The sequence below is a fragment of the Streptomyces botrytidirepellens genome (assembly GCF_003721215.1).
GTDB classification, from domain to species: Bacteria; Actinomycetota; Actinomycetes; order Streptomycetales; family Streptomycetaceae; genus Streptomyces; species Streptomyces himastatinicus.
The window spans coordinates 1-13,092 of sequence record NZ_RIBZ01000180.1; the positions used below are offsets into that span (position 1 = coordinate 1).

General features: G+C 73.1%; 8 protein-coding genes and 1 pseudogene. 8 read left to right on the forward strand and 1 reads right to left on the reverse strand.

All coding sequences use genetic code 11. The features are described from left to right. Both EEJ42_RS14235 and EEJ42_RS14240 read left to right on the forward strand, forming a co-directional pair. A pseudogene (locus tag EEJ42_RS14235) lies at positions 1-220 on the forward strand (NrfD/PsrC family molybdoenzyme membrane anchor subunit); the annotation flags it as partial. 106 nt (positions 221-326) lie between these two features. Continuing rightward, positions 327-2,945, forward strand: a complete 2,619-nt coding sequence (locus EEJ42_RS14240) for an alpha-L-arabinofuranosidase C-terminal domain-containing protein (protein WP_123100320.1) — start codon at positions 327-329, stop codon at positions 2,943-2,945. 51 nt (positions 2,946-2,996) lie between these two features. Here the strand turns inward: EEJ42_RS14240 and EEJ42_RS14245 are convergent, their stop codons facing one another. Further along, positions 2,997-3,752: a GntR family transcriptional regulator gene (locus tag EEJ42_RS14245; protein WP_123100321.1), complete on the reverse strand. Its 756-nt coding sequence runs from the start codon at positions 3,750-3,752 to the stop codon at positions 2,997-2,999. A 106-nt stretch (positions 3,753-3,858) separates the two neighbouring features. Between EEJ42_RS14245 and manD the strand changes: the two genes are divergently transcribed. The 6 genes from manD (at position 3,859) to EEJ42_RS14275 (ending at position 13,053) form a co-directional block, all read left to right on the forward strand. Next, positions 3,859-5,076 (forward strand): D-mannonate dehydratase ManD, encoded by a 1,218-nt coding sequence (gene manD, locus EEJ42_RS14250; RefSeq protein ID WP_123100322.1) that lies wholly within the window; start codon positions 3,859-3,861, stop codon positions 5,074-5,076. Beyond that, positions 5,073-6,500, forward strand: a complete 1,428-nt coding sequence (locus EEJ42_RS14255; RefSeq protein ID WP_123100323.1) for a mannitol dehydrogenase family protein — start codon at positions 5,073-5,075, stop codon at positions 6,498-6,500. Before manD ends, EEJ42_RS14255 begins: the two co-directional genes overlap by 4 nt. 33 nt (positions 6,501-6,533) lie before the next feature. After that, on the forward strand, positions 6,534-7,913 hold the full coding sequence (locus EEJ42_RS14260) for an MFS transporter (protein WP_123100324.1): 1,380 nt from the start codon (positions 6,534-6,536) through the stop codon (positions 7,911-7,913). 39 nt (positions 7,914-7,952) lie between these two features. Beyond that, positions 7,953-8,960 carry an NAD(P)-dependent alcohol dehydrogenase gene (locus tag EEJ42_RS14265; RefSeq protein ID WP_123100325.1) on the forward strand — a complete coding sequence of 336 codons (1,008 nt, stop codon included), beginning with the start codon at positions 7,953-7,955 and terminating at the stop codon, positions 8,958-8,960. A 22-nt stretch (positions 8,961-8,982) separates the two neighbouring features. After that, positions 8,983-9,390: a YchJ family protein gene (locus EEJ42_RS14270; protein ID WP_123100326.1), complete on the forward strand. Its 408-nt coding sequence runs from the start codon at positions 8,983-8,985 to the stop codon at positions 9,388-9,390. Between the two features lie 150 nt (positions 9,391-9,540). After that, positions 9,541-13,053, forward strand: coding sequence for a phosphodiester glycosidase family protein (locus tag EEJ42_RS14275; RefSeq protein ID WP_123100327.1), 3,513 nt, complete (start codon positions 9,541-9,543; stop codon positions 13,051-13,053). Positions 13,054-13,092: the final 39 nt, after the last annotated feature.

The following is a 13,092-nucleotide window of genomic DNA, read 5'->3' on the forward strand; positions in this document are numbered from 1 at the left end:
GGCGCTCGGCGCCGCGGGCGCGCTGGGCGGGGCGCTGCTGGGCCGCCGCAGCCGCACCGCCGCGGTCCTCAGCGGCACGGCCCTGCTGGCGGCGTCGGCGTGCACCCGGTTCGGTGTGTTCCACGCCGGAATGCGGTCGGCCGAGGACCCGAAGTACACCGTGGTCCCGCAGCGCGAGCGGCTCGCGGCGCGGGAGGCGCAGGAGGCGCCGCAGAACTGAAGGGCTGTCCGTGGCGTTGACGTGCCCTGCCCTCCCCCTTATCTTTCGTTCGAAGTTCTGAGCGACGTACGGGATTTCGAACGACACGATTCGGAACGGGAGACGCATGCCCCGCACACGCTGGAGACTCGGCCTCACCATCGGCGCCCTGCTCGCCGGTACCGTCACCGCCGTCCCCACGGCCGCCACCGGCGCTCCCGCGCACGCGGCAGCCGACGCCACCGACTACACGCTCTCCGTCGACCCGTCCGCCAAGGGCCCGGCGATCGACGACACGATGTACGGGGTGTTCTACGAGGACATCAACCGCGCGGCCGACGGCGGGCTGTACGCCGAGCTGGTCCAGAACCGGTCCTTCGAGTACGACCCCGCCGACCACTCCTCGTACACCCCCCTGACCGCGTGGACCGAGGCCGCGACCGGCGGCGGCTCCGGCGAGGCCAAGGTCGTGGACGACGACGGGCGGCTCAACGAGCGCAACCGGCGCTATCTGCGGCTGACGCTCGACGGCACCGGAGGATCGGCGGCCCGGTACGGGGTGACCAACTCCGGTTACACCACCGGGATGGCCATCGAGGCGGGCGAGGCATACGACTTCTCGGTGTGGGCGCGCACCGACCAGGCGTCCGGAACACCGCTGACCATCGGCCTCGGTGACGGCTCCGGCAGCGCCACGCTCGCGCGTCCCCTGCGCGCCACCGTGCGCGGCGACCGCTGGACCAAGTACACCGGCACCCTCACCGCCACCACCTCCAGCACCGCCGGACGGCTCACGGTCGCCGCGGGCGGCAGCGGCACCCTCCGGCTCGACATGGTCTNCGGACGGCTCACGGTCGCCGCGGGCGGCAGCGGCACCCTCCGGCTCGACATGGTCTCGCTCTTCCCCCGCGACACCTACAAGCACCGCCCGAACGGCCTGCGCAAGGACCTGGCGCAGAAGATCGCCGCGCTGAAGCCGGGCTTCCTGCGCTTCCCCGGCGGCTGCCTGGTCAACACCGGCAGCCATGAGGCGTACGAGGCGCCCAACTGGCCGCGCAAACGGTCCTACCAGTGGAAGGACACCGTCGGCCCGGTCGAGCAGCGTGCCGTCAACGCCAACTTCTGGGGCTACAACCAGTCCTACGGCATCGGCTACTACGAGTACTTCCAGTTCGCCGAGGACATCGGCGCGATGGCGCTGCCGGTGGTGCCCGCGCTGGTCACCGGCTGCGGCCAGAACAAGGCCACCGACGACCCGGCACTGCTGAAGCGTCACATCCAGGACACCCTGGACCTCATCGAGTTCGCCAACGGACCGGTGACCTCGACCTGGGGCAAGAAGCGGGCACAGATGGGCCATCCGAAGCCGTTCGGACTGACCCACCTGGAGGTCGGGAACGAGGAGAACCTGCCGGACGAGTTCTTCGCGCGGTTCACCGAGTTCCGCAAGGCCATCGAGGCCAAGTACCCCGACATCACGGTGATCAGCAACTCCGGTCCCGACGACAGCGGGCAGACCTTCGACCGCGCCTGGGCGCTGAACCGGGCCGCGGGCGTGGACATGGTCGACGAGCACTACTACAACAGCCCGCAGTGGTTCCTGGAGAACAACCGGCGCTACGACACCTACGACCGCTCCGGCCCGAAGGTGTTCCTGGGCGAGTACGCCTCGCAGGACAACAAGTGGTACAACGCGCTCACCGAGGCCGCGTTCATGACGGGCCTGGAGCGCAACGCCGACGTCGTCAAGCTGGCCTCGTACGCCCCGCTGCTCGCCCACGAGAAGGCGACGCAGTGGCGGCCCGACATGATCTGGTTCAACAACTCCGCCTCCTGGGGCTCGACCAGCTACGAGACGCAGAAGCTGTTCATGAACAACGTCGGGGACCGGGTGGTGCCGAGCAAGGCGTCCGCCACCCCCGCCCCCAGCGAGCCCATCAGTGGCGCCGTCGGCCTGTCGACCTGGGCCACGAGCGCGGCGTACGACGACGTCAAGGTGACCGCCGCGGACGGTTCGACGCTGCTGAGCGACGACTTCTCGGGCGATGACGCGCAGTGGACCAAGGCCACCGGCACCGGGTCGTGGTCGGTTCAGGACGGTGCGTACGTCCAGTCCGACGCCGCCGCCGAGAACACCATGGTCACCGCGGGCGACTCGGCGTGGCGCGACTACGACCTGAAGGTGAAGGCGACGAAGAAGTCCGGCAAGGAGGGCTTCCTCATCGCGTTCGGGGTCAAGGACACCGGCAACTACTACTGGTGGAACCTCGGCGGCTGGGGCAACACCCGCTCCGCCGTGGAGAAGGCGGTGGGCGGCGCCAAGCAGACGATGGCCGAGGACGCCACGAAGATCGAGACGGGGCGTACCTACGACGCCCGCGTCGAGGTGCGCGGCCGTCAGGTGACGCTGTACCTGGACGGCAAGAAGTGGGGCAGCTTCACCGACGACAAGGTGGCCGAGCCGTTCCGCCAGGTGGTGACGCGGGACAAGGCCACCGGTGAGCTGATCGTCAAGGTCGTCAACGCACAGAGCACGGCCGCCCGCACCCGGATCGACCTGGGCGGCGGCAAGGTGGCGCGGACGGCGCGGCTGACCACGCTCCAGGGTGCGCCGGAGGCGGTCAACACCGCTTCCGAGCAGCCGATCAAGCCGGTCCGGTCGAGGCTGGACGGGGTGGCGAACACCTTCACGTACACCTTCCCGGCGGACTCGGTCACGTTCATGAGGATCAAGACCAAGGGCTGATACGGGCAAGATCGCGGGGCGGGTCCACACCGGGCCCGCCCCGCTGCCGTGTCAGTCCTCGCGGGCGGCGGCGCGCCGGGTGCTCTCGCGGCGCGGCCGGAGCGGGGCGTCCTGGTCGCTGAACAGCTCCGGGTGCTTGGCCCGGATCTTCTCCACATCGCTGAAGACCAGCCGCAGGTGCGAGCGCAGCGCCCCGTCGGCCCCGCCCAGATCGCCTTCCTCCAGCAGGTCGACCACGTCGCGGTGCTGGCCGATCAGCAGCGACATCTGCTGGGTCATGGGCAGCGAGAGCCGCCGGGCCCGGTCCAGCTGGGCCTTGGCCTGGCTGACCACGGGCCACGCCGAGCCGTGTCCGCTCACCGCCATCAGCCGCTGGTGGAACTGCTCGTCCAGCTGGAAGAAGCCCGCCATGTCGGACTGCGCGTCGGCTTCCTCCTGCGCGGTGAGCAGCACCCGCAGCTCCGCCACGTCGCGCGCGGTGGCCTTGCCGACGGCGTCGCGCAGCGCCGCGCACTCCAGCGCCTCCCGGATGAACTGGGCGGAGGCCACGTCGCGCTCGCGGATGCGCGAGATGAACGTGCCCATCTGCGGATAGATGTCCACCAAGCCCTCGTCGGCGAGGAGGATCAGGCTCTCCCGGACGGGAGTGCGGCTGACGCCCAGCTCGGCCGCCAGGTCGTTCTCCGATACGGCCGAGCCGGGGGCCAGCTCCAGGCCGACGATGCGCGAGCGCAGCACCTCATGGACGAGCTGCCGGGTGTTGCGTCCCCGGGAGCGTGCCGTGTGCAGTCCTTCCGCCGATGCCATCCGACCCCTTCCGAACCCTTGACCCGCCTTGCTGACGTACTTGTATGGTAGCCGACCAACAGCCCGGGCTCCACCCCGGAGCCGGCGCAGTGAGGAGCAGACGCGCATGGCCACGATCACGGAGGCGACGGTCATCGTCACCTCTCCCGGTCGCAACTTCGTGACCCTGAAGGTGACCACGTCCGACGGCGTGACCGGTCTCGGCGACGCGACGCTGAACGGACGCGAGCTGGCGGTCGCCTCCTATCTGGAGGACCACCTCATACCGCTGCTGATCGGCCGCGACCCCGCCCGCATCGAGGACATGTGGCAGTACCTCTACAAGGGGGCGTACTGGCGCCGCGGCCCGGTGACCATGACCGCGATCGCGGCGGTCGACACCGCGCTGTGGGACATCAAGGGCAAGGTCGCCGGGATGCCGGTGTACGACCTGCTGGGCGGCAAGGCCCGCGACGGGGCCATGGTCTACGGCCACGCCAGCGGCGGCGACATCCCCGAGCTGCTCGACGACGTGGCCCACTTCCAGGAGATGGGCTACCGCGCGATCCGCGCCCAGGCCGCCGTCCCCGGCTCGCCCGGGACCTACGGCATCCGCCACGGCACGGTCGCCACGGTCTACGAGCCCGCCACCGGCGCCCTCCCCGAGGAGCAGCCGTGGTCGACCGAGGCGTATCTCGACTTCGCCCCGCGCTATCTGGAAGCGGTCCGCGAGCGGTTCGGCTTCGACTTCCATCTCCTGCACGACGTGCACCACCGGCTCAGCCCCACCGAGGCGGGGCGGCTCGGGCGCAGCGTGGAAGACCTGCGGCTGTTCTGGATGGAGGACCCCACCCCCGCCGAACTCCAGGAGTCCTTCCGGCAGATCCGCCAGTCCACCACCACCCCGATCGCGGTCGGCGAGGTCTTCAACTCCATCTGGGACTGCCAGCAGCTCATCACCGAGCGGCTCATCGACTACATCCGCGCCTCGGTCGTGCACGCGGGCGGCATCACCCATCTGCGGCGGATCTTCCACCTCGCCGAGCTGTACCAGGTGCGCACCGGGTCGCACGGCGCCACCGACCTGTCGCCGGTGAGCATGTCCGCCGCCGTCCATCTGGACGTCACCGTGCCCAACTTCGGCGTCCAGGAGTACATGGCGCACGACCCGCTCACCCATGAGGTGTTCCGGCCGACGTACGAGCTGCGCGACGGCGCGCTGCACCCCTCCGAGGCGCCCGGCCTCGGCATCGAGCTGGACGAGGAGGCGGCCGCCCGCTTCCCGTACGACCCGAAGTACCTGCCGGTGAGCCGCCGTACCGACGGGTCGGTGCACGACTGGTGAGCACCGCACAGCGGCTGTCCCTGGCCACCCTGCCCGCCGTACCGGCGGCCTCGCGCCCGCCGGTCGATCCGCGCGCGCTGCGCCCGCGGATCGTGCACCTGGGGATCGGCGCCTTCCACCGCGCCCACCAGGCCCTCGCCACCCAGACCGCCGAGGCGGCGCACGGCGGCGCATGGGGCATCGCCGGGGTCACCCAGCGCAGCCGGGCGGTGGTGGACGCGCTGCGCCCGCAGGACGGGCTGTACTCGTTCACCGAGCGGCGGCCCGAGGGCCCGGCCACACAGGTGGTCGGCGCGGTGACCGAGGTGCTGCACGCCGCCGACGACGGCGCCCGGCTGAGGGAGCTGCTGGCCTCGGCGGACGTCACCGTGGTGACGCTCACCGTGACCGAGAAGGGCTACCGGCGCGACCCCTCCGGCGGCGGCCTGGCGCTGGAGGACCCCCTGATCCGCGCCGACCTCGCGGGCGCCGCCGCCCCCGCGACCGTCGTCGGACAGCTCGCCGCGGGGCTGCGCGCCCGGCTGCGGGCGAGCGGGGCGCCGCTGTCGGTGGTGTCCTGCGACAACATGGCGGCCAACGGCGCGGTCCTGCGGCGTCTGGTACGGGACTTCGTGGCGGCGAGCGCGTGGGACGAGCGCGACCGCCTCCTCGACTGGCTGACCGGCTCGGTGGCCTTCCCCGCCACCGTCGTCGACCGCATCGTGCCCGCCACCACCGACGCCGACCGCGAGACCGCGGCCCGTGCGCTCGGCGTGGCGGACGAGGGCGCGGTGACCGGCGAACCGTTCACCCAGTGGGTGCTCCAGGACATCTTCGCCGCCGACCGCCCGCGCTGGGAGGAGGCGGGCGCCCGGTTCGTCGCCGATGTGGCCCCGTACCAGTCCGCCAAGCTCCGGCTGCTCAACGGCGCGCACTCGCTGATCGCCTACCGCGGTCTCGCCGAGGGCTGCGAGACCGTGGCCGACGTCCTCGCCACGCCCTGGGGCGAGGCGGCCGTGCGCGCCTACTGCGCGGAGGCGGCGCAGAGCCTGCCGCCCGCCGAGGGCCTGGACCTGGCCGGGTACATCGACAGCCTCGTCGTCCGCTTCGCCAACCCCGCCATGCACCACCGGATCCGGCAGATCGCCATGGACGGATCGCTGAAGATCCCCGAACGGTGGCTGGCCCCGCTGCGCGAGCTGCGCGCCGCCGGGCGGGACACCCCGGAACTGGTGTCGGCCCTCGCCGCCTGGGCCCGCGTCACCCGCGACCACGCCCTGGACGACCCCGAGGCCGAAGCGCTGCGCCGGGCCTGGGACGCCCGGCCCGCGCGCGACGCCCTGCGCCGCCTACTCGGCCTGCTGGGCGCCGACGACCTCGCGGACGACACCTCCCTGGTCACGTCCGTGGCGGAGGAGCTGCGCTCCGGCGCCCTGCCGCGCTGACCTCACGCACCACCCCTTCGAAGGAGAGCCGCCGTGAAGACCCCCAGAGTCGCCCCCGCCACCGACACACCACCCCAGGACGAGGCCACCGCCGCGCCACCGCGCCCGCGCGGCCTGCGGCACAACACCCGCTGGCTGATGGTCTTCCTCTGCTTCCTCGGCATGACCGTCAACTACGTCGACCGCGCCACCATCTCCATCTCCCTGCCCTACATGACCGATGACCTGCACATCGGTCCGGAGTGGCAGGGCGTGATCCTCAGCATGTTCTTCGTGACCTACGCGCTGGGCCAGCTGCCCGCCGGGGCGCTGATCGACCGGTACGGCGAGAAGAAGATGTTCGCGATCGGCGGGCTGATCTGGTCGCTGGTCACCGTCGCCACCGGCTTCGTCCGGGGCATCGGCAGCCTGCTGGTCGCGCGGCTGGCGCTCGGCGCGGGCGAGGCACCGGCGTACCCCTCGTGCGCCAAGTCCGTCTCCCGCTGGTTCCCGGTCCGCGAACGGGCGCTGGCCAACAGCGTCTGGGACAACGGCGCGCGGGCCGGTACCGCCGTCGCCGCCCCGGTGGTGACCGCGCTGATCGCGTGGCAGGGCTGGCGGATGGCGTTCTGGGTCACCGGCGGGGTCGCCCTGCTGTGGGTCGCGCTGTGGCTGAAGGCGTACCGCGAGCCCTCGGCGGCCGGCGGGATCAGCGCCGAGGAGCGCGCCTACGTCACGTCGGGCGGCGCCCGGCTGGAGGAGGCTCCCGCCGAGGACTCCCAGGACACGGCGACGGAAGAGCCCGCGGTGCGGTGGCGCGACCTGTTCCGGTACCGCACAGTCTGGGGCATGATGATCGGCTTCTTCTGCCTCAACTACGTCATCTACTTCTTCATCACCTGGTTCCCCAGCTATCTCGTCGACGCCCGCGGCTTCGACCTGCTGAAGCTCGGCTTCTACGGCGCCCTGCCCGGCCTCGTCGCCATCGGCGGCAGTCTGCTCGGCGGCTGGACCAGCGACACCCTGCTGCGCCGCGGCTGGTCGGTGACCCGGGCCCGCAAGACCTGCCTGGTGTGCGGGATGCTCTTCTCCTCGGTCATCGCCTTCGCCGTGCTCGTCCCGAGCGCCATGTGGGCCCTGACGCTGCTGTCCGTCAGCTACGCGAGCCTGGCCTTCTCCGCCGCCTCGGTGGCCAGCCTGCCCGCCGACGTGGCGCCCACCCCGCGCCATGTGGCCTCGCTCGGCGGCATCCAGAACTTCGCGTCCAACCTGGCCGGTGTGCTCGGCTCGACCACCACCGGACTGCTGCTGGGCTTCTTCAACCACTCGTTCGTCGCACCGCTGATGCTGTCCGGCGCGCTGTGCGTGGTCGGCGCCCTCACCTACGGCCTGGTCATCAAGCGCGTCGAACCCCTGCGGATCTCCGCCGCCTGAGCCCCCTTCACCACCGTACGTACCAGGAGAACCACCCCGATGAACGACGCCACCGCCGCCGTCCTGCACGGCCCGAAGGACGTGCGCATCGAGCGGCGCCCGATACCCGAACCGGCCCCGGGAGAGGTCCTGGTGGAGATCGGCGCCGTGGGACTGTGCGGCTCCGACCTGCACTACTACGCCCACGGCGAGAACGGCCCCAACGCGCTCCGCTCCCCCACCGCGCTGGGCCACGAGGCCGCCGGAACGGTCGTGGCGGGCGACGGCACCCACCCCGTCGGCACCCGGGTCGCGATCGAGCCCGCCATCCCCTGCGGACGCTGCCGCGCGTGCCGCGGCGGGCGCTACAACCAGTGCCCCGACGGCCGCTGCTTCGGCTCCCCGCCCACCGACGGTGCGCTCACGGGCCGTCTGGCGGTGCCGTCGGAGTTCGCCCACCCGCTCCCCGCCGACTTCCCGCTCGCCGCCGGAGCCCTGATCGAACCGCTCGCGGTCGCCCTGCACGCGGTACGCCGCGGAGGCGTCGCCGCCGGGGACCGGGTCCTGATCACCGGCGCCGGGCCGATCGGCCTGCTCGTCCTCCAAGCGGTCCGCGCGGTGGGCGCGGGCGAGACCGTGGTGACCGACGTCAACCCCGGGCGGCTCGCCCACGCCCGCCGCCTGGGAGCGGATGACGTACGGGACACCGCGCACGAACCGCTGCCGCGGGAGCAGGTGTTCGACGTCGCCCTCGACTGCTCCGGCGTCGAGACCGCCCTCGTCGGCGCCGTCCGGGCGCTGCGCCCGGGTGGTACGGCCGTCGCCGTCGGCAACCCGGTGCGGCCGGTCACCGCGCTGCCGCTGGCCTGGATGCAGCGGCAGGAGCTGACGCTGGTCACCGCCTTCCGCTACGCCGGGGACTTCCCGGCCGCGGTCGCCCTGGCCGCGGCCGGACGGGTCGACCTGGAGTCCCTGGTGACGGCCCGGTTCCCGCTGGAGCGGGCGGCCGACGCGCTGCACACGGCGCTCACCGACGACCGGCAGCTGAAGGTCGTCATCGAGCCCTGAACGCGGACGGCACAATGGGCGCATGTCCCGACGCACGCGCCGTACCACCCCTGTGCCCTGCCCCTGCGGACTGCCCGCGCCGTACGCCGACTGCTGCGGCCGCCTCCACCGGGGGGCGGCGCAAGCGGCCACGGCCGAGCAGCTGATGCGCTCCCGCTACAGCGCCTTCGCGGTGGGGGACGAGGCGTATCTGCTCCGCAGCTGGCACTCGACGACACGGCCGCCCCGGCTCGAACTCGACCCGGGGCCGCGGTGGGTGCGGCTGGAGATCCTCGGTACGACGGACGGCAGTGCGTTCCACTCGTCGGGCACGGTGGAGTTCCGGGCACATTATGTGGACGGCGGGCGCGCGGGCGAGCAGCACGAGAACAGCCGCTTCACGCGCGAAGGGGGCGCGTGGGTGTACGTGGACGGCGTGTCCCTGCCCTGACGCGCCCCCATCGGGTCCATCGGCGGCCGCCAAGTGGCGTTCGTTCTCCATGATGTCGTCCACGCCTTCTGGCGCGCCGTCACCTCCGTGGCGATGCTGGGGGCGCTGTGCGTGGGAACCACGCGCGTCCCATGGCCCCATGGAGTTGCCATGTCTCCTGTCGCGTTCACCAGACCCGTGGCGGCACTGGCCGCCGCCTGTGCCCTCGTCGTGGGTGCGGTCGGCCAGTCCGCCGCCGACAGCACCCCCGCGCCCGAACCGCTGCCCCGCTCCTCGTCGGAGATGCTGCGGCCGATCGCCCCGCCGCCCGCCGTCAACCCCCCGCCCGGCGCGCGGTCCATCGCCGACGGCGACGGCATCCGGACCGCCCGCTCGGAGCGGCCGGTGGCCCCGGGGGTGAAGCTGACCTCGTACGACTGGCTGGAGTCGGACAAGTGGCTGCGCGCCGACGCGCTTTCGGTGGACCTCACCGGCTCCGCGAAGGTCGACTATCTGCGCCCGGACAAGGTCGCCCGGCGCGAGACCGTCTCCCGGCTCGCGGGGGCGCACGACGCCGGGCCGGGCCGCCGCACGGTCGCCGCGATCAACGGTGACTTCTTCGACATCAACCAGACCGGCGCCCCCGAGGGCACCGGCATCGGCGACGGCCGGATCGTCAACTCCGCCGCCTCCGGCTCGGGCAGGGCGGTCGGCATCGGTCCGGCCGCCGCGGGGCGCGTCCTCCAGCTGTACTTCGACGGCACGCTGACCCTCCCGGACGGCCCGCGTCCGCTCGCGGCGCTCAACGCCGCCAACGTCCCGGGAGGCGGCATCGGCGCGTACAACGCCCAGTGGGGCGAGGCCGACCGGGCACAGACCGTGGACGGGGCGCGGCGCACCGCCGAGGTCACGGTCGTGGACGGCAAGGTCACCACGGCGGCCGGAGCGCCCGGCAAGGGGGCGATCCCGGAGGGCGCAACCGTGCTGGTCGGCCGCGACACCGGGGCGGATGCCCTCGCCCCGCTGGCGGTCGGCGACCCGGTGTCGTGGGAGTACCGGCCCCGTACCGACAGCGGCGACACCCCGCGCACCGCGGTCAGCGGCCGTGAACTCCTCGTCGTGGACGGCGGACCCGTCGGCCACGAGGGCGAGGGCAACAACACCGCGGCGCCGCGCACGGCCGTCGGCTTCTCCCGGGACGGCCGGACGATGCAGATCCTCACCGTGGACGGACGGCAGGCGGACAGCGGCGGGGTCACCCTCACCGAACTGGGCCTGATGATGAAGGACGCGGGCTCCTACAGCGCGCTCAACCTCGACGGCGGCGGCTCGTCCACGCTCCTGGCCCGCGAACCCGGCAGCGACACCGGCCGGGTGGAGAACAGCCCCTCCGACGGCAGCGAGCGCCCGGTGCCCAACGGGCTCGCCTTCACCGCCCCCGACGGCAGCGGCCGGCTGCGGGGCTTCTGGGTGGAGACGGCGACCGACGCCGCCGAGGCGCCCACCGTCGATCCGGTCCGGGGCGGCCACCCGGAGCGGGTGTTCCCCGGGCTGACCCGCCGTCTCACCGCCGCGGGCCACGACGAGACGTACGGCCCGGCCGAGGGCTCGCCGCACTGGCTGTCGTCCGACCCCGGGGTCGGACGGGTCGGCGCCGACGGGACGTTCACCGCGCGCCGCGGCGGCGACACGACGGTCGTCGCACGGCGCGGCGCCGCCCGCGGCTCGATCGGGCTGAGCGTGCTGGACGAACTGGACCGGATCCGGCCCACCACCCGGCTGATCGGGCTCGCCGACGCCGATGCCACCGGCCGCTTCGGGGTCGTCGGCCTGGACGCGCACGGCACCAGCGCGCCCATCGAGCCGTCCGACGTCCGGCTGACCTACGACCACGCGCTGTTCGACATCGCCCCGGACCCGGCGACGGGCAACTTCACCGTCAAGGCCCGCGGCGACCGGACCGCGGGCCGGGTCACGGTCGAGGTCGGCGACGCGGTCACCGTACTCGCCGTCACCGCCGGACTGACCGACCAGCCGGAGGCGTCCTTCGACGACGCCGGGCAGTGGACGTTCAGCCAGGCCCGCGCCTCCGGTTCGGCGAAGGCCACGCCCGACGGGCACAGCGGCACCGGGCTGGAGCTGACCTACGACTTCAGCCAGTCCACCGCCACCCGCGCCGCCTATGTCACCCCGCCGGAGCCGATCGCGGTGGACGGCCAGCCGCAGTCGTTCGGCCTGTGGATCAAGGGCGACGGCAAGGGGGCGTGGCCGACCCTCCACCTCAAGGACGCGGCGGGCTCGGACCAGTTGCTGCGCGGCCCGTACATCACCTGGACCGGTTGGCGACATGTCGACTTCGCGGTTCCGGCCGGGGTCGCGTATCCGCTGAAGGTGAGCCGCTTCTACCTCGCCGAGACGGGTGCCACCCGCCAGTACACGGGCGGTGTCACCCTGGACGACCTCACCGCCCGGGTCCCGCCCGATGTCGAGCTGCCGACGGAGGACGTACGCCCCGATCCGCTCATCGCCACGGCCGCGCGCACCGGGGGCCGGGAATGGCGGTTCGCGGTGATGTCGGACGCCCAGTTCGTGGCCCGTGCCCCGGACAGCCCGATCGTGGCCCAGGCCCGCCGCACCCTGCGGGAGATCAAGGCGGCGAAGCCCGACTTCCTGGTCATCAACGGCGACTTGGTGGACGAGGGGTCCGCCGCCGACCTCGCCTTCGCCCGCCGCGTGCTCACCGAGGAGCTGGGCGACGACCTGCCCTGGACTTACGTGCCGGGCAACCACGAGGTGATGGGCGGCTCGATCGACACCTTCACCGCCGAATTCGGGCCCGCGCACCGCACGTTCGACCACCGGGGCACCCGGTTCCTCACGCTCGACACCTCCAGCCTGGGACTCCGGGGCGGCGGCTTCAAGCAGATCAAGGCGCTGCGCGCGCAGCTGGACGCCGCCGCCGGGGACCCCGCCATCGGCTCGGTGATGGTGATCGAACACGTTCCGCCGCGCGACCCCACCCCGCAGCAGGGCAGCCGGCTGAGCGACCGCAAGGAGGCCGCGCTGCTGGAGAACTGGCTGGCCGACTTCCGCCGTACGACGGGCAAGGGCGCGGCGTTCATCGGCAGTCACGTGGGCACCTTCCACGCGTCGCGGGTGGACGGCGTCCCGTATCTGATCAACGGCAACGCGGGCAAGAACCCGGCCGCCCCGCCCGGCCAGGGCGGCTTCACCGGCTGGTCGATGGTGGGCGTCGACCACGTCCCGCCGCGGCAGCGGGCGGCGGCGCGCCACGCGCCGTGGAGGGGCGGGCCCGACTGGGTGTCGGTGCAGACCCGCGCCCATGTGGACGGGCTGACCGTCACCGCCCCGGCCGAGCTGCGCGCCGGGCAGGACGCGGACGTCACGGCGGCGGTGCTCCAGGGCGAGGGGGCCGGTGCCCGCAGGGTGCCGGTCGGCGGGCCGCTCAGCGCGGACTGGACCGGCTCGCGACACGTCTACGTCGGCACGGTGTCCCGCGCCCGGCACCCGGCCCGCTATGTCGCCGCGTTCGACCCGGCGACCGGGAAGCTCACCGCGCTGCGCCCGGGTACGGCGACCCTCGCGGTGACCGTGAACGGTGCGACGGCGCAGGCGCGCTTCTCGGTCACGGCGGCGGCCCGGGCCGGGACTCCCGCGGCGTGATCGGGCCGGTGGGGGCGGGGCGCCCGTCCGGGGCCGCCG

Coding starts and splice junctions, on each gene's coding strand:
- EEJ42_RS14245 (WP_123100321.1), bottom strand. CDS start 3,752: ATGGCATCGGCGGAAGGACTGCACACGGCACGCTCCCGGGGACGCAAC.
- manD (WP_123100322.1), top strand. CDS start 3,859: ATGGCCACGATCACGGAGGCGACGGTCATCGTCACCTCTCCCGGTCGC.
- EEJ42_RS14265 (WP_123100325.1), top strand. CDS start 7,953: ATGAACGACGCCACCGCCGCCGTCCTGCACGGCCCGAAGGACGTGCGC.
- EEJ42_RS14270 (WP_123100326.1), top strand. CDS start 8,983: ATGTCCCGACGCACGCGCCGTACCACCCCTGTGCCCTGCCCCTGCGGA.
- EEJ42_RS14275 (WP_123100327.1), top strand. CDS start 9,541: ATGTCTCCTGTCGCGTTCACCAGACCCGTGGCGGCACTGGCCGCCGCC.